Below are 21,512 nucleotides of genomic sequence, written 5' to 3'. Positions count from 1 at the left end.
CTGATCCAGTGTTTTTAAAGATGTGATAATTTTTCATTTTAATTTTTTCAATAATTCAACAACCTCTATTTTGGTTTCATTTAAAATCTTATTGTACCAATTTAGCTGTATGTAATGAAAGTGGAAATCATCGAGCATTTTAGTATATGAGGCGCTAGTGATATTGTTAAAAGAACCCGTTCTTCTATTATGGATATATTTTTCACTCAGATTACTCCACCTAGCATCTACAATTTTCGCATTATCAATTAACCTGTCATAATTAGAACCATATAGTTTTATAATACTTTGAATGAGTTTTTTTTGTCTGTAGGTGTTAATTTCATTTCCTGCTAAAGCAGATTTAAAGGACCCTGAAACAGGGTAGAACGTGCGTTGCCCAGAAAAGAGATAAATGGACATTAAAGAATCTATTTTTATTTTATTTTGTTCATAATCTTTTGAATAACTATTATTTAAGACATAATAAGCATCAATTTTAGGTTTCGTATAGTTTTGGACGTAGGTTATAAACTCTAAATCTTGCTCAAGGTCATCTTTCACACCATTATAAAATTCCTGTTCTGCTATACCTTCTTTTCTGTTTTCATTCCAATTATTAATAGATAATGCAATTAAAATCCCAATGACTACTAAGATAATTTCGCCAATGGCGTATTTAAAGTATTTACCTGTTTTGTTTTTACTTATAAGTTCGTAGCGGATTTTACGGAAGAATTTAAGCATGGTTTAGCGATTGATTATAATCTAAAGCAACAAAAGGTTAAACGAAGTTTTGGTTAATAAGAATGAAAAGATAGTAAATTATTGAGCATTAATTAGATAAAAGACATTACATCATGCGCTTAAAATAGCAGTAGTCAATTGTCTGCACTAAATTGTGCTACGCTAAATAGCTTTTATTACTTTATAGAATAAGAAATTTAGAATCCATTTGATTTTAAATCTAAACAAGGCGTGTCAATTCAAAATTATGTGCGTTGTGGTTATATGGTCTTTGTTTTTTAGAAATCTCATTAATTGAAAGATTTAATTGAAACACTTTTAAGAACTATAGCAAAGGCTTTGCATTATATGTAATATGATTTATTTTTAATTTTAACCAAGTCCAGTTTCCGCTTTCCAATTTCCAGCTAGCTTCGCACGCAACAGGAATATTTATTCCATTCCGTTCTTCTATTTTGGTTGCAATTACTGTCCATTCGATAGGGTCAATAGCATTAGAATCTTGATAGCGCATTGCCTTAAATTTTTCAAAATTTCCATCTTTATCAAAATAAAATGTGCCAGAACCTTTAGTTCCGTTATACTCCATAGTAGCTTTTGCGGAAAACTCATCAATTGATTTCCATGTAATGTATGGGCTTAAAGCCGCCGAAGGAAACCAAACTATTTCAGCTAAATAGCGTTGCAAAGTGGCTTGGTTTATCTTCTCATTTTGTTTTGAATTTGCAACAGGTATGAGTGAGAGTAGTTTAATTATCATTTCACCTTTTCCATCTTCGAATTTGTCTCTGCCGACCACTTCTAAGAAAGAATTCATTTTAAGATTTACGGACCAATTGAAGGCTGGAGGATCTGTTGTGAAATATTGTTGGGCATTTGCCTTGTTCCATTCTTTTTGATTGGGTTTCATTAGCATTTGTAAATCTTGCTCGAGGTAAACAGAATTTATTTGGTCTTTACCCATTATGCCACTATTTAATAACCATTTTCGGACTACATTAGGGAGTTCTATAATCATGGAATCTACAACAACGGTGCTGGTGCTGTTATCTGAATTTTTAATTAGTCTACTTGTTTCTGCATTTACGATTTTTCCAAAATTAAATGTTGAGTATGCTACGATTATTGAAACAAGAATAATAAGATTTAAAATGGTTCCGAATTTAGTTTCGCTCCAGTAATTTATAATTAAAAATTGAGAAATAATTACACCAATTAAACCCACAGTCCACCAATAGTTGCTTTGTATAATGAGCATAACTGTTGTAACTATAAAAAGTATAAAGGTTAATAACCACAATATTCCGTTGGTTTTAGAAATTGGCTGGGAAATGGCATTGAATTCTGTGATTCCAAAAGCCTTTAAAAAACCGAATAAGTGAATGATTCCGTGTATTCCAATCAAAAAGGTTAGAACTAAACGCATTAGTTTAAATATTTTATTAATGGCAGCTACCTATCTTTTGCTAGCCACGTTTACGGTCAATCCAAGCCGCTATACCTGCCAAAATAAAAAAAGCAGCTAAGGCAGAAAATGTCAATGCATTAATATTGTCATTGGTCGGTAAAACGAAAAAATTGAGATAATTCAATATGAGCAAAAAAAGGCCAAATGCTATTGACAAATAATTACCACCTGGTTTTATAACTTTAGTGTTTTTGTAGTAATACCAAATTCCAAGGCTTAACAACAAGGCTTCTATACCAAAAGTAGCCCATTTACTATTCCATAGGCCAAAGCCGAATTTAGGTTCGCCATAGATAAAAGGCAAATCTGCGGTATGGACCAACAAATCCGTAAACCAATGGGAAAGAACAGCCAAGCCCATAACAAGAGCAATGGATTTAGCTTTTAGCTTATTGCGAACTAAACCAAAACGATAGATTGTGTAAAACAATAATGCCCATATTACACTACCTAAAAGACCGTGGGAAATAGGGTATTCCATCTTAAAATTGTTCACGGCCGTAAAGCCCTCAACAAATTCTAGATGTTCTATGCCTAAAATTACAAATGGAAAGAACAGAATGTCTACAAATTGAGTGGCAATAAATAGCATACCCAATGAGGCCTTAGGTTCTTTGCCCTTTAAGGCAAAAGCTGCTGCATAGTGCCCTACAAACATATTTATTCTTTTTTGCGTTGCGCAGCAAAGGTTCCATTAGGTTGAATAAACTTAAGCTCGGTGATAGAACCGTTTTTTTCTGTAAATTCCACCTTATAGCCTTCTAGAACTTTAAAATTAAAGCGGTGTTTGCCTACAGGTACCATCTCATATTCAGGCTGTCCAGGGACAAAGACATAGAGAACCTTGTCATCTTTAAGGTAGGTTTTTATCTCGGTACCCATTAAATCGTACAAACCAACGTAGCTTTTAAGAGTATCTTCATCAATCTCAATGGTATTAGGCGTACGCTTAAAGGAAATAGGGTCAATGGTGGGTTCAATTTCCACTTTTAGATAATCAATATCACCTGCAAAATTTGTGGTAAAGTTCACCTTAAGAGATTGGCCTATGGCAGTGGTATCAATTTTTCCTTCATTGACACTTAGTAATTCAAAAACATCGTAATGATGATGACGAAGGTAGTTTCGCTCTCCGTTAAGGGTTGCAAATAAAGAATCGCGCTCTAAAACGATATCAAATTTACCGTAGCCTTTATTTTCATAACTACCTGTATATTCAATATTTATATGCGATGGTCTCGTATTTTTTACATTAGACTGCTCTGTTTTTTCTTCGGCTTCCTTCATTTTTTCTAGTCCTTCTTCGACGTCCTTTTTATACTTACCGGCCCAATCGGTCTTTTTTAATTTTAGCATATGGTCTGCAGCTATATTACGCGCTAATCGTGGCACAGCAGAACCATTTTGATTGGCCAATACTACAACGCCCAAAGAATCAGTAGGGTATAAGGCCACACTAGCTGTGAATCCGTCGATATTGCCACCATGCTCTACCGTGTAGTGCCCTTTGTAAGAGTGTAGAAACCATCCATAGCCATAATTTGCAAACTGCACATCTGGTAATTCTTCATTTGGCACTCCTGCAGCTGCTACAGCTTGGGAGCTCATGGCCTCTTTTACATAGTCTTCTGGGATAATTTGTTGGTCCTTGTATTTACCATTATTGATCCAAGTGATAAGCCATTTGCTCATATCGTTGACACTACTATTAATACTCCCAGCGGGAGACATGCCGGCAATGTCGTAATAGTCCATTTTAGTAATATTTCGATCCTTATCCAGTTCGTAGCCAAAAGCAGCATTGTCACTTTCTTTCATGCCCGAAATTATGGTTCTAGAATTAGCCATGCCTAATGGCTTAAAAAATTTGTGTTCTATTAGCTCTTCCCAAGTAGAGTCGGTCAGTTTTTCTGCAATAACGCCTTGTAACAAAAAGCCAAAATTATTGTAATACCATTGTTGGCGCACACCTGCAAAAGGTTCTTGGTACTTTAAGCGCATTATTAAGCTGTCCTTATCATGGCTTGGAAAAAAGTACCAGGCACCATCATGCCGAGGTAAACCTGTGGTATGGCGCATTAAATCTTTAATGATAACATTGTTGTTTAGTTCGTCATTATAAAATTCCAAATCAGGAACATACGCCCTTGGTGAATTGTTAAAGTCTATTTTGTCTTCCGCCCTTAAAAGTCCTAATATTGAAGAAGTAAAGGCCTTTGTCGACGATCCAATAGCAAATAGGGTATTGGCATCTACAGGAATTTTATTTTCAACATCCCTGTAACCAAACCCTTTAGCGTAGACTATTTTGTCACCCTCTACGATGGCAATGGCAAAGCCTGGAGCTTTACTTGTTTCTAAAATGGAATTCAATTCTTTTTCCATGCCTTTTAGGCGTTTATCGGATTGTGAAAAAAGAAAACAGGTAAAACAGATAAGGGTAATGCTGAGTAATCGCGTTGGCATAAGATTGAATTTAGTTACTACTTTGTGTTCTATGAGTACTTAAAGGTGTCTGTAAGTTACTTATTTTTCCTATATTTTTTTAAAAATTACAATTCATCATGGAAAAAACACAATTCGGTAAGGCTTCTTTTAAATATCTTTATCTGTGGAAGATATTTGTATCACATAATAAAATGAACAACATGAATACCTTATTGCGCTTATTAGTTATTGTTTTAGTTCAGATATTTTCAACACAAGTTGATGCTCAAACTACTTTTAATGTTACTGTTACAGTGAATGACTTGGATAGTAGTGACGGTAAGGTCTTTATTGCACTTTACGCTTCTGAAGCGGATTTTTTAGAGAATTCATATCAGGGTACTACAAGTATAATAACTGACAAAACGTGCAAGGTAGTATTCACGGATATACCCCAAGGCGTATATGCTGTATCTATTTTCCATGACGAAAATGATAATGGCAAAATGGACACCAATTTTATGGGTATACCTAAGGAAGATTATGGATGTTCTAATGATGCTTCAGGATTTATGGGACCACCAAAATGGAAGGACGCCAAATTTGACCTGAACCAGAATTTAGAAATAGCGATTAACTTATAAACTCACATTAACATGAAACGAATCATCTTACTACTATTTTTAACCATTTCCGGGTTAAGCCTTGCACAAAGCAATTATGAAAACGGAATGCGAAAAGCTTTTGAGCTTTGGAGTGCTGATAAAACGGAAGAGGCTGAAAATCTGTTTGAGCGTATTGCAAAAGCCGAAAAAGACAATTGGCTGCCACATTACTATATTGCACAAATCAATAGTCTAAAAAGTTGGGGGGTTACAGATGAGGCTGTTTTGAAAGCACAATTAGACAAAGCTCAAGAACATCTTGACATAGCAATGGGTTTAAGCGAGAATAACCCAGAACTTATGGTTATACAAGCACAGGTTCTTACCAATTGGATTGCCTTTGATGGTATGACCTATGGCATGAAGTATTCTGCTAAAATATCGGAGCTATACAATAAGGCCCAAGCTATAGCACCAAATAATCCTAGGGTAGCTTTTGGTAAAGTAGAGTGGGATATGGGTAGTGCTAAATATTTTGGTCAGGATACAGCACCATTTTGCAAAAAAATGGAGGCAACGCTAACTCTTTTTGAGAATTTTGAGGCTAGAAGTGAATTTCATCCTAGCTGGGGAGAACAGCGCGCTAAGCAGGCAATTACAGAATGTAAATAGTGCTATTTTATAATTTAAATTACAATGAAACGATTTTTTAAAACAGTATTTTCTGGAATCCTAGTAGGGGTAGTAATTATGCTTGTTGATCAGGCTATACGTTACTTCTCTGGTTTAGGTCTCGCATTTAACAATCAGTTTTTTAGAACGTTTCTGTACTATTTAATTTATTCAGTACCGTTAACTTTGGTTAATTCAGAGTACTTCGACTATATCAACCAAAAGGTAGTATGGCAAAAATATGACAAGTACAGAATAGCTATTGGGTTCTTCGGCTCGGTTTTTATTACACTTATTACCATATTTTTTGTTCGGGCTTTTATTGAGATAATCATTGAAGGTGAGAGTCTTTTAGAATTTTGGACTTCTGAACGTGTTGAATTCTATCTGAGTGCCTTACTGATTACCCTTGTCATCTCATTATTTTTTCATGCGGTTTTTTATTACAAGGAATTACAGAAAACTAAAGTAAAGGAGCAAAAAGTTATTGCAGGAGCAGCCAGTGCAAAATTTGATGCCTTAAAAAATCAACTAGACCCTCACTTTTTATTTAATAGCCTTAATGTTTTAACAAGTCTTATAGAGGAAAACCCGAACAGTGCCCAAAAATTCACAACCTCATTGTCTAAAGTCTATCGCTATGTTTTAGAACAAAAAAATAAGGAGTTGGTTACCGTAGACGAAGAGTTAAATTTTGCTCGGACTTATATGTCCTTGCTAAAAATGCGATTTGAGGATAGTATCATTTTTGAAATCCCAGATAAAGCCTCAAATCCTGAGAGTAAGGTGGTACCGCTATCATTGCAATTATTGCTAGAAAATGCGGTTAAGCACAATATGGTAACTTCTAGTAAGCCTTTACATATAAAAATCTATGAAGACGGAAATTACCTCGTTGTAATGAACAATCTTCAACCAAAGCAAATTGTAAAAAAGAGCAGTGGCGTGGGCTTAGAAAATATAAAGCAGCGTTACGATTTATTGTCAGATAAAAAAGTAGTCATCAATCAACGAGATAAGGATTTTGCGGTTGGCATTCCAATGCTCACTAAACAAGTATCAATTATGAGAAGAACATTACCAAGTCCAGAAAGGCTAAACGACGATTACGTGCGTGCACGTAAAAAAGTAGAAGAACTTAAAGGGTTTTATTACAGCCTTTTATCTTACGTTATTGTAATCCCATTTCTCATTTTTATCTGGTATAAGTTTACACCTTATACCATTCAATGGTTTTGGTTTCCTATGGCAGGCTGGGGATTAAGTCTGGTATTTCAGGCATATCGCGTATTTATAGATAATGGTGCCTTTGGTGCACGTTGGGAAGAACGTAAGATTGAGGAGTATATGCGTCAGGATGACGAAAACCGTATCAAGTAATACCAAAGTATCATGGAAGAAAGTAGAAATTTAAAGTATATCAGAGCAAAGAATCGTGTACAGCGCGAAAAAGGATTTTATAACCACCTAGTGGTCTTTATCTTGGTAAATATTGGGATTACGGCATTTAAAATTTATGGTAATCTATCTAGTTGGGATGATTTCACCAAAGAATTGATAAGCCTAAATGTCTTAAGTACTTGGGTAGTTTGGGGCTGTATTTTACTGTTTCACTTCTTTATGGTCCGCTTTGGTGGCCAATGGGAAGAGAAAAAAATCAATGAATATATGGACAGGGAAATGTCCAATGAATAAAACAAATTATCATGGAAAAATATAGTATAGAACCATATGAAGATAAAAATGAAACGTCCGATTATAGAAGGGAGGAAGCTTACATGAGGGCAAGGAAAAAAGTAGATTCCCTGATAGGCTTTTACTGGCACTTGGCTGTATATATTATCGTTAACGCCTTTTTAATATTATTGATAGGTCTTAATTCTGACGATGGCTTTGGAGGTTTTGGACCCTATGCTACGGCCATATTTTGGGGTATAGGATTGCTCTTTCATTTTTTAGGTGTTTTTGGACCAGACTTTATTTTTGGAAAGGATTGGGAACAGCGAAAAATAAAAGAATTTATGGATAAAGAACACAAAGATTGGAATTAGAATTCAGAAACCGCAACTCATGAAGAATTTAGCATTTCTTTTTATTTCGGGTCTTTTAATGCAGCTTGTAGCTCAGGAGCGTTTTGTAATAACTGATGTCAAAGTTTTTGATGGTGAAACAGTAATCGAGAAAACCTCAGTTCGTGTTGATAATGGCTTAATTTCAGAAATAGGACCTACAGTAGATACAACTGGCATTGTAAGAATTATCGATGGTGCAAATAAAACGTTGATACCTGCTTTATCTAATGCTCATGTTCACGCTTGGGCACCTCAATCCCTGCAACAAGCGGCTAGGGCAGGTGTTTTAAACGTTATGGATATGCATGGTGTAGAACCTTATCAGGTTGTAATGCGTCAATTAAAAGATTCTACCAATTATGCAAGATTCTATGTAGCAGGTTATGCCGCTACAGTACCAGAAGGCCACGGTACACAATTTGGGTTTCCCGTACCTACTTTGTCTGGACCAGATGATGCTAAAACGTTCATTGAAGGCAGAATTAAGGCCAATGTAGATTATATTAAAATTATTGTAGAACCTTGGAAAAAGACCTTAGATTCTGAAACCGTTACAGCTGTTATTGAAGAAGCTCACAAGGTCCAAAAAATAGCGGTTGTACATGTAAGCAGATTAGAAGATGCTATTGACGTCTTATCTAATAATGCCAATGGCTTAGTACATATTTGGTGGGATAAACCTATTAGCGATCAGCAACTGAATAGTCTAAGCACAGACAAAACATTTTTTGTAATTCCAACTTTGTTGACAACACTTAAGGCTTTTGAGAGTATGGGAGAAGCGGCTCAAAAATTTATGAATAAAACTCAGCTATTAGCTGAGATAAAAAAATTACACGAAGCAGGAATTCTTTTACTTGCAGGTACGGATCCACCTAATTTAGGTATCAATTATGGTACGGATTTATATAAGGAGTTAGGACTTTTACAAGAAGCTGGCTTAAAACCAGTTGAGGTGTTAAAAGCAGGAACAAGTAATATAGCAAGTGCTTTTAGTTTAAAACATATAGGCTATATAAAGAAGGGTTATTTCGCGGACCTTTTATTAATAGATGGCGACGTGACTGAAGATATTTCTACAATAGAAAAAATACAGAGTATCTGGAAAAAAGGAGTCAAAGTCAACTAAAAATTAATCAAAAGATGAGCACAACATTTAAAGATAAGCAGCGCAGAGACGCTGCAATGAAGAGCTTACGACGGCTCAAACTCTTTTATGTTCATTTCGTTGGATACATTGTATTGGTGAGTCTTATCCTTTACAATTTATATATTGTTCAAGGTGAGTATAAAGACAACATTATAGCCCTAAATATTATCACCTTGGTGCTCTGGACCATGTTTATTAGCTTACATGCTTGGCGTGTTTTTAAGGGTAGATTATTGTTTAGCAAGCGCTGGGAAGAGAAAAAAATGAGTACCTATTTAAGTCAAAATGAAACGACTGAAAAAGCAGAAAAACAAGAATGAATTATCTGAACGATATCATACAAGGTACCATAGGTTGGTTTCATTTTACAACTTCGGTAATGGCCATGATAACCGGACTTGTTGTCATATTTAATCCAAAGGGAACCATTTTTCACAAGCGAGTGGGATATGTTTATGTGGTCTCTATGCTGGCCTTAAACATCAGCTCTTTTTTTATTGTAAACTTTGGAGGATTTAGTCTTTTTCACTTTTTTGCTATTGTTAGTTTAGCCAGCATTTTTGGTGGTATGTTTCCAACACTTCAAAAGAAAAAGAATTGGCTTGGATATCATTATTATTTTATGAGCTGGTCTGTTGTTGGTTTGTACTGTGCCTTTTGGTCAGAGGTGGGAACACGCTTCGTTGGAAATATGAAAGAATTTTGGTGGATGGTGCTTTTAGCAACGGTACTTACAGCAATGATAGGCGGAATAATTATTAATAAAAAAGCTAAAAAAATTAATCTTTAAATATGAACGTAATAATCATCGAAGACGAAAAACCTTCAGCACGTCGCCTTCAGCGCATGTTGAAAGCCATTAATATAACCGCTGAAACCATGTTGCATTCCGTTGAGGAAGCGCTAGAATGGTTTCAGAAAAACCCGCATCCTGATGTAATTTTTTTAGATATTCAGCTCAGTGATGGATTGTCTTTTGAGATCTTTGAAACTATAGATATTAAATCGGCCGTAATTTTTACTACTGCTTATGACGAATATGCCTTACAAGCATTTAAACTTAATAGTATCGATTATCTATTAAAGCCTATAGATGAGGACGATTTAAAAAAGGCAGTTGAGCAATACACAACCCAGAAAAGTTATAATCAAGCTGTTACTCTAGACTTTAATGACATTAAAAAACTATTGGTTAACCCTATTGAGCGTGAGTATAAAAAGCGGTTTTCGGTCAAAGTGGGGCAGCATATTAAGCTCATAAATGTTGAGGACATTGAATGTATTTACTCTGAAAATAAAGGTACCTATGCCTACACTAATGAAGGCAGAAATTACCTTTTAGATATGACCTTAGATCAATTGGAAGATGAACTAGAGCCACATCTATTTTTTAGAGTGAGCCGTAAATTTTATGTAAACATCAATGCCATTAAAGATATAATCAGTTATACCAATTCTCGACTTCAAATTAAATTGAATCGTTTTAATGAACATGATGTCATTGTTGCAAGGGAACGTGTAAAGGAGTTTAAAAATTGGTTAGAATAACTTCACAGAAACTTTAATTCTCTTTCTTCTTGTCAATTCTGTTTTCGTCAAAGGCAGATGGTAAAAGTTTAGGAATAAACTTCACAAATAATGGCATAAGTAGCATACCGCCAGGAAGCATAAATATGGCTAAACTAGGAATAGACTTAAAAATATCCATGAGTTGTGTCTGTACCTTCTTCTGCTCTTCATCTGTAAGATTACGTTGAGTAGATTTAGCCAGCAACGCTAATGCCTCTTTACTTTCGGTAAGTTCTTTAATTAAGCGTTTACTGTTTCGTTTAATAAGTTTAGTTACAACCTTGCTGCTGTTGTCATATAAACTTTGGGCCAAATTTTTAGAACTGAGAAACGCAACATCATTTTTGTGGTCTTCATAAAACGTATTAATACTATCGATAGAATTAGAAATGATACCGAAATCTACATCTAAACTAGCCTTCAACTTATTCAAAAATTCTAATTCATCTTTGTCAATAACCTTATCGCTCCAAGAAGCCATGCAGACCAAATCAATGACATACCATTTTTCTAGAGGGTCTTTAATACTGTCTATCGCATTTTCAAGGGAGGGAAGACTTGAATTTTTGTGGCGTACAGAACTTTTGAATAACCTTATGAGGTTATCATCATATTCAGACTTGATTTGCTTTGCCTCAATTACTGAAAACACAATCGTCTCAATAGAAGATTCTATAGTATTGACGTAAGTCTTTGTGTTCTTTTTTTGGTCGAGATAATGTTTGTAACCCAAAACATCTACAAATAGAAGGGCATTGATTAAAAAATAATTGAAGCTTTTTGCCAAAAAATTATCATCTATGTGAATACGTTTATGAATTATATCTTCTAGTAAACCATATGTAGATTTTTTTGAGAACAAATCTTCAAAAAAAGAGCGCTTTTGTTCGCTTACAGTTTTGTAATAATCAATAAGGCTATCTTCAAAATTTATTGTTTGCGCCGCATTTTCATACATGTAGAAGAAACTCAGGAGTAAATTAATTTTACATCGCTCTTCTTCCGATAGTTCAAAGGATTCAATAATATCCGTGACGAGGTTGATGTTGGTGCCATAAATGAACCCAGTAGAACGCACGGTGTTATAGTATTTTACATCATCTTTTTCTGTAAAATCCTTTAAGGCACTCTCGTTGAGTAATTTTTTTATCCATCCATTTGCCGAAGGATTCATAGGCTAAATGTTTCTACTTTAAAGATAGTTTTTATTTTAATTTGCTCTGTGCGGTTAAAGTTTAAGTATCAGCTAAACAAAAAGCCATCCCTAAAGATGGCTTAAACATATGTTTTGATGCTGTTATTCAATAATCCCCGCACAACTAATACGTGCACCTGCGGCACCAGATGGTTGAGAGGTAAAGTCATCAGCACCAGCGTGCACAATTATGGCTTTACCCATAATGTTCATAGTAGGGTCATCGCAACCAAGACACCACTTATCTGTAGTCATGGAAATAGTGCCAATACCATCAGAACCAACTTCGAAGTTACCGATATCGCCTCTATGAAAACCGACTTCATCGCCCCATTTTCCGTGTGGTTCAGCAGTTGGGTTCCAATGACCTCCAGTTGATTTGCCATCTGGAGAGCTACAATCTGCTGTTTCATGTATGTGTATGGCATGTGTCCCTTCCGAAAGCCCAGTCATATCTGCTGTCATCATTATTTTACCCTCTTTTTCAGTAAATGTAACGGTACCAGATACATTACTATCGCTTTTTGGATTTAAGGTTACAGTTAGTGTTTTTGACATATTGGTGTCATTGACAACTTCTTCAACCTCAGTTTCTACAGTCTCTTCAGTTTTTTTTGTTGCGTTTTTACAGGCTGTTGCCAAAATTAAACTTAATGCCAATACAGCTAATACTTTAGTTTTCATGTTGGTTTGTTTAGATTTTTTATAAAGTTAAGGATATGACATCGTTTAGGCAAATCTTTAATTTTGCTTCAACCATTGTTTAGGGTCCGTAATTCCTCGTTTTAGGTTGGTTGTAAAGATTAAGGATTTATCAATTTTAGTTTGAGAAGATTTATAACGGGAAATCGCATAGATAATGCTACGTTGTTTTCCTGGGGTGAGAGATTCGAAAATAGTGAAGGCCTCATAGTCGCTTATTAAAACAGCTTCAAATTCTTCCGAAAGCTCAACACCATATTTAGAGTTATCTTCAAATACCTGGAGGGTAAAATAATCGTTAGGGAATATATCCATTTCTGCTTGTTTGGCCTTGCTAAAGTAAATGCGGAATAGTCCTGATTTTTCATATTTCAAGGCTGCGTAAAACTCAAGCTTTTTATCTTTAAAGGACGCTTTAACTTTAATGCGTTTATGCTTGTTGGTGATAAATTGAGCAATGTATTCACTAGGTAAAATAATACTTTGTTTGTTAGCAAGAGATACTTCAAAAGGAATACTTTTTAACATATCGCAGTAAATAAAGGGGTTACATGACAAATATCATATTATTTAATGATTGCTGGAAGTAATTTTGAGAATGATTAATTAGTATGTGCCACAACCTAGTTCAGAAATACAATGTAGCAGGTCCACGCTACACAAGCTATCCCACAGTTCCATATTGGGATATTATGTCTTTTTCTTCAAAGAAATGGAAAACGTCAATTATGCAAACCTTTGAAGAAAGTAATACCAAAGAAGGTCTGAGTATTTATGTTCATTTACCTTTTTGTGAGAGCTTGTGTACCTTTTGTGGTTGCCATAAGAGAATAACTAAACGTCATGAGGTGGAGTTGCCCTACATTAAAGCTCTCCTAAGGGAGTGGGAGCTTTACAGACGTTTATTTAATAGAAAACCGAAAATTAAAGAGCTGCATTTAGGTGGAGGCACACCTACATTTTTCACTCCGCAACATCTTAAGTTTTTTGTTGAAGAATTACTCAAAGTCTCAGATTTGGACCCAAATTATGAGTTTAGCTTTGAAGGTCATCCTAATAATACCTCGCGAGAACATCTCGAAACACTTTTTGAATTAGGATTTAGGCGCGTGTCCTTTGGCGTGCAAGATTATAATCCAAAGGTTCAAAAGGTGATAAATAGAATACAATCGTTTGATAAGGTAAAGGAAGTTACTGAACTAGCTAGGCAAATTGGTTACACTTCAGTTGGACACGATATCATTTTTGGATTACCCTTTCAAACGGAAACAGATATTATTAAAACGGTAAGGCATACAGAAGATTTAATGCCAGATAGAATAGCCTTTTATAGTTATGCGCATGTACCGTGGATTAAAGGAAACGGTCAACGAGGCTTTAAGGATGAGGATTTACCTAATCCAGATTCTAAACGTCAGCAGTACGAAATTGGTAAGAAATTACTTGAAAATGCGGGTTACGTAGAAATAGGAATGGATCATTTTGCTCTGAAAACCGATGACCTTTATAGGGCCATAGAGAATGAAACACTCCATAGAAATTTTATGGGTTATACGGCATCTAAAACACAAGCCATGATAGGCCTTGGTGCATCTGCAATAAGTGATAGCTGGTATGGTTTTGCTCAAAATGTAAAATCCATTGAAGAGTACTATCATTTGATAGAGGAAGGTATTCTTCCGGTATACAGAGGACATATTTTAACATCTGAAGATTTGGTAATCAGAAAACATATTCTAAATCTAATGTGCCATCTTAAAACCTCATGGTTACATCCAGAAATGGTCTTTAATGAATTACCAGAAGTATTAATAAAGCTTAAAGAATTTGAACAAGACGGATTGCTGCGGTTTGAACGTAAGCAAATTTCCGTTACAGAAAAAGGGCGACCTTTTATTAGAAACATTTGTTTGGCGTTTGATTTATTGCTACAGCGTAAAAAGCCAGACACCCAATTATTTTCAATGACCATTTAAAACTACAGCTATGAAACGTATAATAGTACCAATAGATTTTTCCGAACACTCCGAGTTTGCTCTCGAAGCCGCAGCCAACCTGGCTCAAAAGTATGGCTCTGAGCTTTTTGTTTTACATATGTTAGAACTCTCAAATGCTATCTTAACTTCAAATGGCACTAACATTAATGAAGAAGCTGTGTTTTATTTAAAACTAGCGGAACAAAAGTTTGATGCTTTTTTAGATAAACCTTATCTCAAGGGAATTAAAGTAAATCGTATTGTGAAGCATTTTAAAGTCTTTAGTGAAGTGAATGATGTTGCTAACGAACATGATGCCAACCTAATTGTAATGGGTTCGCATGGTGCTAGTGGTGTTAAGGAGGTCCTTGTTGGATCTAATACAGAGAAAGTGGTACGCCATGCAGACATTCCTGTTTTGGTTATTAAACATAACCCCATATTATTAGATTTTGAGAATGGTGTCTTTGCCAGTGATTTTTCTGATGAAGCTATTACGCCTTATCTCAATGCCAAGGTGACATTTGAAAAGCTTGGAGTAAATATGCATTTGGTTTACGTTAATTCTCCAGATGGTAATTTTAGAAGTTCAACGGAAATCGATAAAAAAGTGTCGTTATTCCTGAAAAAGGCAGATGGTAGCTTAGATAATTTAACAAAGGTGCATATTGTATGTGATTACTCTATAGAAAAGGGTATTTTAAATTATGCAAATGTCATTGGTGCCGATTTAATAGCAGTGGCTACTCACGGTCGTAAAGGATTAGCTCATTTCTTCGAAGGCAGTATCTCTGAGGATATTGCCAATCACTCTACATTACCCGTAATGACCTTTAAAATATAGTTCTTGATGTTTATTTGTTAGTAATGTTTAATTTATATCAAGAGAAACGCCAATGTTTTTACTTTGGCGTTTTTTTATGTCTAAAGAATTCTAATTTTTAATGACAATTAATTGCGCTAGTAGCCATTTCTACAACAGGGGCAGGGGATAAGTATGGAATACCTAACCCAAGACCTCGAAGGATAAATAAAGCACCAATGATAATTACAAATACGGGTACAGCTTTTTGTATACGCTGTTTTATATTGCTGTTCAAGAATTTTCCTAGATAGATAGCTGAGGTCATTAAAGGTATCGTTCCAACTCCAAATAAAATCATATATAAGCTCCCTTGGAGAATACTGCCAGTAGCCACAGCACCAAAAACTGCCATGTAGACTAATCCACAAGGTAAAAATCCGTTAAGGAAACCGATTGTTATAAATGTATCTGCAGTTTTCTTTTTTAAGGCTTGTCCAAGACTAGTTTTTACTTTGGAAATCAATCGATTCAAGGGTCTTGATAAATTGTATTTTCCTAAGGTTTTGTAAGGGACAATTACTAATATTATCATTAAAGCACCAACAATAATTGAAAGTTGTTGTTGAAAACCAAACAGGTAAAAACTCTTGCCTACAATACCAAATAAAAGTCCTAGAATGCTATAAGCCAATAGTCTCCCAATATGATAAACTGTAATTTGACTTACTTTTTTTATGGAATTAGAACGATCTACGGGTAACATAAAAGCTATTGGTCCACACATTCCTACGCAGTGTAAACTTCCTAATAAACCTAATATAAGTGCAGACAATAACATACCTAATACGTCATAGCGTCTTTATAAAGATAAGGTTGATTTTCATAGGTCCAATCGATTGAAATGTTCCAACGACCATCCAATAAACTTTTGTCAGGTATGAGCAAATTGTGGTTAGATAAAGAAATTGAGATTTCAAAATCTAATTGTTTATTAGATGGTCTATATAGGAACACTTTACCATCAATTTTTGTAAAATCTAATTCTGGCGGAAAGGTTATGAGAATACCGTCATCCGTTTTTTTCCATGATACATTGGTTTCTAATGTTTTAGAATTAGATTCTTTGTTTATATCCATTTGGAATTGCAGCTCTTTTTGATAATAGTCCTCAACTACCAAATCATGATCGTACTTATCGTTTGTACTCATTTTTATTACAAAAAACATAATAAAGGACATGAATCCTACTATCGCTATTATAATTGCAGTTCCCCAATTAATTTTCATTTCAATTTTATTTAGTAGAAGCTTCTTGGGCCAAGGAAACTCACAGTTGTGGTTTCTATTAAACGGTCCTTGCTATATACTTCTATCATTATTTCATTTTTATCTCCAGAAAGATTAGCTTGGTTAAGCTCAATAAATAAGGTTCCTTCTGCCAAGCCCTGTGATTCTACGACGAAGCTTTCCTCCGTAGAAACTAGTTTGATAGTACCATCTATACCTCTAAGTTTAAAGCTTACATCTTCAATATTTTCACTCGTTTTATTTACCAGTTTATAGGTGTAAACGTTGCTAATAATATTATTGTCTTTCTTTTCATACAATTGCCCTGGCAGACGAAGTACCCTCGCCTCCACATCATTTCTTAAGGCTAACATACCTAAAAGTACACCCGTTAAAATCACTAAAACAGCAATATAGCCCTTCATTCGCGAGGTCAGTTTAAATGGTGTTTTCTTTTCAATATTCTCCTCACTGGCGTAGCGTATGAGCCCTTTAGGCAGACCTATTTTATCCATTATGGTATCACACTCATCAATACAGGCTGTACAATTAACGCATTCTAATTGTGTTCCGTTTCTTATATCAATACCTGTTGGGCATACATGTACACATTGAAAACAATCAATACAATCACCATGGCCTAGTGCCTCTCTATCTTCATTTTTTCTAAATTTCTTTCTTCCGTTTTCAGCTTCACCACGCTTATGGTCATAAGCAACAACTATAGATTTATTATCTAATAACACACCTTGCAGGCGTCCGTAAGGACATGCTATAATGCACACTTGCTCCCTAAACCAAGCAAACACAAAGTAGAATACCGCAGTAAATATTAGAAGTGGAACTAAAGTGCCAACATGAGCAGAAGGACCGTCTACGACATATTGTATAAGTTTATCACTTCCTATAAGATAAGCCAAGAAAATATTAGCTATTAAAAATGAAATGACTAAGAAAATAAACCACTTAAATAATCTTTTCTTTATTTTTTCGGCATCCCATTTTTGCTTTGCCAAGCGTATTTGTTTATTTCTATCGCCATCAATCCAGTATTCAATACGTCTAAAAACCATTTCCATAAAAATGGTTTGAGGACAAATCCACCCACAAAAAATACGACCAAAGCCAACTGTAAACAACGTGACAAAAACTACAGCTATTATCATGGAAATCACAAAGAGGTGAAAATCCTGAGGCCAAAACGGAAAACCGAAAATGTTAAAACGTCTTTCTAGGACATTGAACATTAAAAATTGATTTCCGTTTATTTTTATAAACGGTGCCGCAAATAGAAAAGCTAATAAAATATAGCTTACTACCTTGCGCTTGTCGTAAAAAGGGCCAGAAGGTTTTTTAGGGAAAATCCAATTGCGTTTACCTTCTTCACTGATGGTAGCAATGGTATCTCTAAAAACTTCATTTTGTGGCGCTTCCATAGGTGGTGAGCATTTGTTTATTTAATCATTTGAAACAACAGTAGTCGTTTCTGTCATTTCTGTTTCTTCGGTATCATCTGGTGTTGCATTTGAGTCTTCACCTTCCATTGATTCATCGCTTTCTGCAGGAATAGTGTCATCAACCCAAATCTCACCCTCAGCTGCTTTTGGTTTGGCTGGTGTAGTCCCTTGAAATTGTAATAGGTAACTTGCTACTTGTGCCATTTCCAAAGGTTTTAAATCTGCTTTCCAGGATACCATACCTTTTCCGGCACGACCACCTTCTGAAATGGTATTAAAAACATTTTTAATTCCACCACCTAAAATCCAATATTCATCAGTAAGGTTCGGTCCTATACCACCGCCACCATCAGCCATGTGACAAACCACACAATTAGCTTCAAAAATCTTTTTACCAGCATTAAGGTCTGAAGCTTCGGTTAATACCTCAACAGTATTTACATCTACAAGGTTTTTTGCTGTTTTTTTGTATTCTTCAATAGCGCGCTGAGCTTCTGCATATTCTATTTCGTATTCAGCAACTTGGTCATCTGCTCCAAGAACATGATAACGGACCATATAAACAACTCCAAATAAAATTGTAGCGTAGAAACCATATAACCACCAAGGCGGTAAGTTATTGTCTAGCTCTTTGATGCCGTCATAATTGTGGTCTAAAATAATTTCACCTTCTTCTTCAATAGGTTTACCTCCTACAAGCTTTTTGTAGAGAGCACTTATTTTATTGAATAGTGGAAATTCATTCTGTTGGGCTAAGTATCTTTCTTTAGCTTTCTCGTCCAAACTTTGAAATAAAATATTGTCCATAGAACTGACAATACCTTCTATAGCTATGAGAATTAGAAATACTAATAGAAGAAACAATAATACTACGGGCTGCATAAATGCAGGTTCATCACCTGAATCTATGAAGTACTCAACTAAGCCTGCGATTGCAAAGAATATCACAGGTACTCTAATGTATGATGGGATTAGTTTTCTCATGATAATGTGTCGTTTTCTTGGTTTTCTAATGGTATTTGGCTCACTTTATTTATGTAGTCTTTTTTTGCTGTGATTACCCAATAGAATAGTACCACAAAGAATAAAAAGAAAATGAGCAGGGAGATTACTGGGTATATTTCAATACCGGTAATGCTGTCCATATGATGTTTTATAAATTTTAGCATGGCGAATTAGTTTTGAGCGGTTATATTTTCGTCATCTTTCACTTTTATATCTGTACCCAATCGTTGCAAATAAGCAATTATTGCTACAATTTCACGATTGCGCATTTCAACAAAATTCTCGCCACCAGCTGCTTTATCAGCTTCGTAAGATTCTACAAAATCCGGGTCGTTGTAAAGATTTTTTTCTATCTGGGTACCTTGCTCTAGCATAGAAGCTTGAGCATTGGTAATATCTTCTTCGGTATATGGAACACCAAGCGAAACCATAGCTTCCATTTTTTTCTCCGTCATAGACTTGTCTAATTTCGCACCTTCTCCTACAATTAACCATTTGTAAGAGGGCATTATAGAACCACTTGAGGTACTTTGTGGATCGTACATATGATTAAAGTGCCAATTGTCTGAATATTTTCCACCAAGTCGGTGCAAGTCTGGACCTGTACGTTTACTTCCCCATAAGAACGGATGGTCGTAAACATATTCGCCAGCTTTGGAGTATTGCTTGTCGGAGGTCCAATCGTAGCGTTCTACCTCACTTCTAAAAGGCCGTATCATTTGTGAGTGACAGCCCACACAACCTTCTCTTATATAAATGTCTCGACCTTCAAGTTCTAATGCTGTGTATGGTTTAACACTACTAATTGTTGGAATGTTGGATTCAACAACCAAGGTTGGAACGATTTGAACAATACCACCAATTAAGATTGCGACAGTTGCATAAATTGTTAGTAGAACAGGTTTTCTTTCTAGCCAGGTATGCCAGCCTTCACCTGCAACACGTCCTTTAGTTACACGTTTAAGAGCTGGTGCTTCAGCAAGCTCGTCTGTTACCTTTGAGTCAGACTTAACAACAGTCATAACCACATTATAAACAAGGACGAGCATACCAGTAATATATAATGTACCACCAATGGCACGCATCCAGTACATCGGTATAATTTCTGTAACAGTTTCTAAGAAATTACCATAAACTAATGTGCCATCAGGGTTAAATTGTTTCCACATACTTGCTTGGGTAAATCCTGCGACATACATTGGAAGTGCGTAAAGAATTATACCTAAGGTACCTATCCAGAAATGTAAATTGGCCAGGCCAACCGAGAATAGACGTGTTTTGAATAATTTTGGAATTAGGTAGTATATCATACCAAACGCTAAGAAGCCATTCCAAGCTAAAGCACCAACATGGACGTGTGCAATAATCCAATCCGTAAAGTGGGCAATGGCATTAACGTTTTTCAAGGATAGCATTGGGCCTTCAAAAGTGGCCATACCATAACCCGTTATAGCAACAACCATAAATTTAAGTACTGGGTCGGTTCTTACCTTATCCCATGCGCCTCGTAACGTTAGTAAACCATTGATCATACCACCCCAAGATGGTGCTATTAGCATCACTGAAAATGCAACCCCAAGGTGCTGAGCCCATTCGGGTAAGGCGGTGTACAATAAGTGGTGAGGACCAGCCCATATGTATATGAATATAAGTGACCAAAAGTGAACTATGGATAAGCGATATGAGTAAACAGGTCTATTTGCTGCCTTGGGAACAAAATAATACATGAGTCCTAAAAATGGCGTGGTTAAGAAGAATGCAACCGCATTATGGCCATACCACCATTGTACAAGGGCATCTTGAACACCTGCATAAACCGAGTAGCTCTTAAGGCCACTAACCGGAAGTTCTAAACTATTGAAAATATGAAGTACTGCAACGGTCACGAATGTAGCAATATAGAACCAAATCGCAACGTAAAGGTGTCTTTGGCGACGCTTTAGAATAGTACCAATCATATTTACACCAAAGGCCACCCAAATAAGGGCAATAGCGATATCAAACGGCCACTCAAGCTCTGCATATTCTTTTGAAGTTGTAAATCCTAGAGGCAATGTTATTGCAGCACCTACAATGATTAATTGCCAGCCCCAGAAGTTGATATTACTGAGAAAGTCGCTGAACATTCTAGCTTTTAATAAGCGTTGGAGGGAGTAATAAACTCCAGCAAAAATTGCATTACCTACAAAAGCAAAAATCACTGCGTTAGTATGCAGTGGTCTTAATCTTCCAAAACTTAGCCATGATATACCATCGGTCATGTTTGGGAATAGAAACATAAAGGCCAAGATCAGACCTACAAGCATTCCAACCACTCCCCAAAGTATAGTCGCGTAGAGGAATTTTTTTACGATTTTATTATCGTAGTAAAATTGTTGCATTTCCATATTTAAAAA

General features: G+C 35.6%; 24 protein-coding genes. 11 read left to right on the top strand and 13 right to left on the bottom strand.

Going from position 1 to position 21,512, the window contains the following annotated elements; genetic code table 11:
* Positions 1 to 33 precede the first annotated feature (33 nt).
* From J4050_RS05320 to J4050_RS05305, 4 genes are all read right to left on the bottom strand, one after another.
* Complete coding sequence (locus J4050_RS05320; protein WP_208153344.1) at positions 34 to 726, bottom strand: DUF6090 family protein; 693 nt, start codon at positions 724 to 726, stop codon at positions 34 to 36.
* 325 nt (positions 727 to 1,051) lie between these two features.
* On the bottom strand, positions 1,052 to 2,152 hold the full coding sequence (locus J4050_RS05315) for a DUF6920 family protein (RefSeq protein WP_208153020.1): 1,101 nt from the start codon (positions 2,150 to 2,152) through the stop codon (positions 1,052 to 1,054).
* A gap of 40 nt (positions 2,153 to 2,192) precedes the next feature.
* Complete coding sequence (locus tag J4050_RS05310) at positions 2,193 to 2,852, bottom strand: hypothetical protein (RefSeq protein WP_208153018.1); 660 nt, start codon at positions 2,850 to 2,852, stop codon at positions 2,193 to 2,195.
* Between the two features lie 2 nt (positions 2,853 to 2,854).
* A complete protein-coding gene (locus tag J4050_RS05305; protein ID WP_208153016.1) occupies positions 2,855 to 4,660 on the bottom strand; it encodes a serine hydrolase in 1,806 nt (601 codons plus the stop codon).
* Positions 4,661 to 4,758: 98 nt separating this feature from the next.
* On the opposite strand from J4050_RS05305, the gene J4050_RS05300 reads away from it, so the two are divergent.
* From J4050_RS05300 to J4050_RS05260, 9 genes are read left to right on the top strand one after another with little or no spacing between them, the layout of a single operon-like run.
* Complete coding sequence (locus J4050_RS05300) at positions 4,759 to 5,265, top strand: DUF2141 domain-containing protein (RefSeq protein ID WP_243878554.1); 507 nt, start codon at positions 4,759 to 4,761, stop codon at positions 5,263 to 5,265.
* Between the two features lie 12 nt (positions 5,266 to 5,277).
* The gene (locus J4050_RS05295; RefSeq protein WP_208153014.1) at positions 5,278 to 5,898 is read left to right on the top strand and encodes a tetratricopeptide repeat protein; all 621 of its coding nucleotides are present in this window, start codon (positions 5,278 to 5,280) and stop codon (positions 5,896 to 5,898) included.
* Positions 5,899 to 5,922: 24 nt separating this feature from the next.
* A complete protein-coding gene (locus J4050_RS05290) occupies positions 5,923 to 7,278 on the top strand; it encodes a histidine kinase (RefSeq protein ID WP_208153012.1) in 1,356 nt (451 codons plus the stop codon).
* Positions 7,279 to 7,290: 12 nt separating this feature from the next.
* Positions 7,291 to 7,593, top strand: coding sequence for a 2TM domain-containing protein (locus J4050_RS05285; RefSeq protein ID WP_208153010.1), 303 nt, complete (start codon positions 7,291 to 7,293; stop codon positions 7,591 to 7,593).
* Between the two features lie 11 nt (positions 7,594 to 7,604).
* Complete coding sequence (locus J4050_RS05280) at positions 7,605 to 7,949, top strand: 2TM domain-containing protein (protein WP_208153008.1); 345 nt, start codon at positions 7,605 to 7,607, stop codon at positions 7,947 to 7,949.
* Between the two features lie 19 nt (positions 7,950 to 7,968).
* Positions 7,969 to 9,099 carry an amidohydrolase family protein gene (locus J4050_RS05275; protein WP_208153006.1) on the top strand — a complete coding sequence of 377 codons (1,131 nt, stop codon included), beginning with the start codon at positions 7,969 to 7,971 and terminating at the stop codon, positions 9,097 to 9,099.
* Between the two features lie 14 nt (positions 9,100 to 9,113).
* Positions 9,114 to 9,440, top strand: coding sequence for a 2TM domain-containing protein (locus tag J4050_RS05270; protein WP_208153004.1), 327 nt, complete (start codon positions 9,114 to 9,116; stop codon positions 9,438 to 9,440).
* Positions 9,437 to 9,910: a DUF2306 domain-containing protein gene (locus J4050_RS05265; RefSeq protein WP_208153002.1), complete on the top strand. Its 474-nt coding sequence runs from the start codon at positions 9,437 to 9,439 to the stop codon at positions 9,908 to 9,910. The genes J4050_RS05270 and J4050_RS05265 overlap by 4 nt, the downstream gene beginning before the upstream one ends.
* Before the next feature lie 2 nt (positions 9,911 to 9,912).
* Positions 9,913 to 10,668, top strand: a complete 756-nt coding sequence (locus J4050_RS05260) for a LytR/AlgR family response regulator transcription factor (protein WP_208153000.1) — start codon at positions 9,913 to 9,915, stop codon at positions 10,666 to 10,668.
* 13 nt (positions 10,669 to 10,681) lie between these two features.
* Here J4050_RS05260 and J4050_RS05255 read toward each other — a convergent pair whose 3' ends face one another.
* The 3 genes from J4050_RS05255 to J4050_RS05245 form a co-directional block, all read right to left on the bottom strand.
* Positions 10,682 to 11,863 carry an LETM1-related biofilm-associated protein gene (locus tag J4050_RS05255; RefSeq protein ID WP_208152998.1) on the bottom strand — a complete coding sequence of 394 codons (1,182 nt, stop codon included), beginning with the start codon at positions 11,861 to 11,863 and terminating at the stop codon, positions 10,682 to 10,684.
* 123 nt (positions 11,864 to 11,986) lie between these two features.
* Complete coding sequence (locus J4050_RS05250) at positions 11,987 to 12,568, bottom strand: superoxide dismutase family protein (protein ID WP_208152996.1); 582 nt, start codon at positions 12,566 to 12,568, stop codon at positions 11,987 to 11,989.
* A gap of 57 nt (positions 12,569 to 12,625) precedes the next feature.
* A complete protein-coding gene (locus J4050_RS05245; protein WP_208152994.1) occupies positions 12,626 to 13,114 on the bottom strand; it encodes a YdeI/OmpD-associated family protein in 489 nt (162 codons plus the stop codon).
* 83 nt (positions 13,115 to 13,197) lie between these two features.
* On the opposite strand from J4050_RS05245, the gene hemN reads away from it, so the two are divergent.
* Together hemN and J4050_RS05235 are read left to right on the top strand one after the other, a co-directional pair.
* A complete protein-coding gene (gene hemN / locus J4050_RS05240) occupies positions 13,198 to 14,562 on the top strand; it encodes an oxygen-independent coproporphyrinogen III oxidase (RefSeq protein ID WP_208152992.1) in 1,365 nt (454 codons plus the stop codon).
* Between the two features lie 10 nt (positions 14,563 to 14,572).
* On the top strand, positions 14,573 to 15,406 hold the full coding sequence (locus J4050_RS05235; protein ID WP_208152990.1) for a universal stress protein: 834 nt from the start codon (positions 14,573 to 14,575) through the stop codon (positions 15,404 to 15,406).
* 97 nt (positions 15,407 to 15,503) lie between these two features.
* Here J4050_RS05235 and J4050_RS05230 read toward each other — a convergent pair whose 3' ends face one another.
* Genes J4050_RS05230 through ccoN form a run of 6 tightly spaced genes read right to left on the bottom strand, consistent with a single transcriptional unit; the run spans position 15,504 to position 21,503 of the window.
* Complete coding sequence (locus J4050_RS05230) at positions 15,504 to 16,205, bottom strand: sulfite exporter TauE/SafE family protein (protein ID WP_208152988.1); 702 nt, start codon at positions 16,203 to 16,205, stop codon at positions 15,504 to 15,506.
* 2 nt (positions 16,206 to 16,207) lie between these two features.
* A complete protein-coding gene (locus J4050_RS05225; protein ID WP_208152986.1) occupies positions 16,208 to 16,654 on the bottom strand; it encodes a FixH family protein in 447 nt (148 codons plus the stop codon).
* A gap of 11 nt (positions 16,655 to 16,665) precedes the next feature.
* Positions 16,666 to 18,090 (bottom strand): cytochrome c oxidase accessory protein CcoG, encoded by a 1,425-nt coding sequence (ccoG, locus tag J4050_RS05220; protein ID WP_208152984.1) that lies wholly within the window; start codon positions 18,088 to 18,090, stop codon positions 16,666 to 16,668.
* Between the two features lie 21 nt (positions 18,091 to 18,111).
* Positions 18,112 to 19,095 (bottom strand): cbb3-type cytochrome c oxidase N-terminal domain-containing protein, encoded by a 984-nt coding sequence (locus J4050_RS05215; protein ID WP_208152982.1) that lies wholly within the window; start codon positions 19,093 to 19,095, stop codon positions 18,112 to 18,114.
* A complete protein-coding gene (locus J4050_RS05210) occupies positions 19,092 to 19,280 on the bottom strand; it encodes a CcoQ/FixQ family Cbb3-type cytochrome c oxidase assembly chaperone (RefSeq protein ID WP_208152980.1) in 189 nt (62 codons plus the stop codon). The genes J4050_RS05215 and J4050_RS05210 overlap by 4 nt, the downstream gene beginning before the upstream one ends.
* Positions 19,281 to 19,286: 6 nt before the next feature.
* Entirely contained in the window at positions 19,287 to 21,503 is a 2,217-nt protein-coding gene (gene ccoN / locus J4050_RS05205) for a cytochrome-c oxidase, cbb3-type subunit I (protein ID WP_208152978.1), read from the bottom strand.
* Between the last annotated feature and the right edge of the window lie 9 nt (positions 21,504 to 21,512).

It is taken from the genome of Winogradskyella pelagia (genome assembly GCF_017581965.1).
Lineage (GTDB): Bacteria > Bacteroidota > Bacteroidia > Flavobacteriales > Flavobacteriaceae > Winogradskyella > Winogradskyella pelagia.
Note: the sequence above shows the minus strand (reverse complement) of the source record. Positions and strands in the feature narration are given on the sequence as shown.

What these genes read in the sequence shown, in the direction of transcription:
- ccoG (WP_208152984.1), bottom strand. Translation starts at nt 18,090, where the DNA reads ATGGAAGCGCCACAAAATGAAGTTTTTAGAGATACCATTGCTACCATC.
- J4050_RS05280 (WP_208153008.1), top strand. Translation starts at nt 7,605, where the DNA reads ATGGAAAAATATAGTATAGAACCATATGAAGATAAAAATGAAACGTCC.
- J4050_RS05305 (WP_208153016.1), bottom strand. Translation starts at nt 4,660, where the DNA reads ATGCCAACGCGATTACTCAGCATTACCCTTATCTGTTTTACCTGTTTT.
- J4050_RS05315 (WP_208153020.1), bottom strand. Translation starts at nt 2,152, where the DNA reads ATGCGTTTAGTTCTAACCTTTTTGATTGGAATACACGGAATCATTCAC.
- J4050_RS05270 (WP_208153004.1), top strand. Translation starts at nt 9,114, where the DNA reads ATGAGCACAACATTTAAAGATAAGCAGCGCAGAGACGCTGCAATGAAG.
- J4050_RS05295 (WP_208153014.1), top strand. Translation starts at nt 5,278, where the DNA reads ATGAAACGAATCATCTTACTACTATTTTTAACCATTTCCGGGTTAAGC.
- J4050_RS05230 (WP_208152988.1), bottom strand. Translation starts at nt 16,205, where the DNA reads ATGTTATTGTCTGCACTTATATTAGGTTTATTAGGAAGTTTACACTGC.
- J4050_RS05320 (WP_208153344.1), bottom strand. Translation starts at nt 726, where the DNA reads ATGCTTAAATTCTTCCGTAAAATCCGCTACGAACTTATAAGTAAAAAC.
- J4050_RS05235 (WP_208152990.1), top strand. Translation starts at nt 14,573, where the DNA reads ATGAAACGTATAATAGTACCAATAGATTTTTCCGAACACTCCGAGTTT.
- J4050_RS05285 (WP_208153010.1), top strand. Translation starts at nt 7,291, where the DNA reads ATGGAAGAAAGTAGAAATTTAAAGTATATCAGAGCAAAGAATCGTGTA.
- J4050_RS05215 (WP_208152982.1), bottom strand. Translation starts at nt 19,095, where the DNA reads ATGAGAAAACTAATCCCATCATACATTAGAGTACCTGTGATATTCTTT.
- ccoN (WP_208152978.1), bottom strand. Translation starts at nt 21,503, where the DNA reads ATGGAAATGCAACAATTTTACTACGATAATAAAATCGTAAAAAAATTC.
- J4050_RS05225 (WP_208152986.1), bottom strand. Translation starts at nt 16,654, where the DNA reads ATGAAAATTAATTGGGGAACTGCAATTATAATAGCGATAGTAGGATTC.
- J4050_RS05300 (WP_243878554.1), top strand. Translation starts at nt 4,759, where the DNA reads ATGGAAAAAACACAATTCGGTAAGGCTTCTTTTAAATATCTTTATCTG.
- J4050_RS05255 (WP_208152998.1), bottom strand. Translation starts at nt 11,863, where the DNA reads ATGAATCCTTCGGCAAATGGATGGATAAAAAAATTACTCAACGAGAGT.
- J4050_RS05265 (WP_208153002.1), top strand. Translation starts at nt 9,437, where the DNA reads ATGAATTATCTGAACGATATCATACAAGGTACCATAGGTTGGTTTCAT.
- J4050_RS05275 (WP_208153006.1), top strand. Translation starts at nt 7,969, where the DNA reads ATGAAGAATTTAGCATTTCTTTTTATTTCGGGTCTTTTAATGCAGCTT.
- J4050_RS05310 (WP_208153018.1), bottom strand. Translation starts at nt 2,852, where the DNA reads ATGTTTGTAGGGCACTATGCAGCAGCTTTTGCCTTAAAGGGCAAAGAA.
- J4050_RS05245 (WP_208152994.1), bottom strand. Translation starts at nt 13,114, where the DNA reads ATGTTAAAAAGTATTCCTTTTGAAGTATCTCTTGCTAACAAACAAAGT.
- J4050_RS05250 (WP_208152996.1), bottom strand. Translation starts at nt 12,568, where the DNA reads ATGAAAACTAAAGTATTAGCTGTATTGGCATTAAGTTTAATTTTGGCA.
- J4050_RS05290 (WP_208153012.1), top strand. Translation starts at nt 5,923, where the DNA reads ATGAAACGATTTTTTAAAACAGTATTTTCTGGAATCCTAGTAGGGGTA.
- hemN (WP_208152992.1), top strand. Translation starts at nt 13,198, where the DNA reads ATGTGCCACAACCTAGTTCAGAAATACAATGTAGCAGGTCCACGCTAC.
- J4050_RS05210 (WP_208152980.1), bottom strand. Translation starts at nt 19,280, where the DNA reads ATGCTAAAATTTATAAAACATCATATGGACAGCATTACCGGTATTGAA.
- J4050_RS05260 (WP_208153000.1), top strand. Translation starts at nt 9,913, where the DNA reads ATGAACGTAATAATCATCGAAGACGAAAAACCTTCAGCACGTCGCCTT.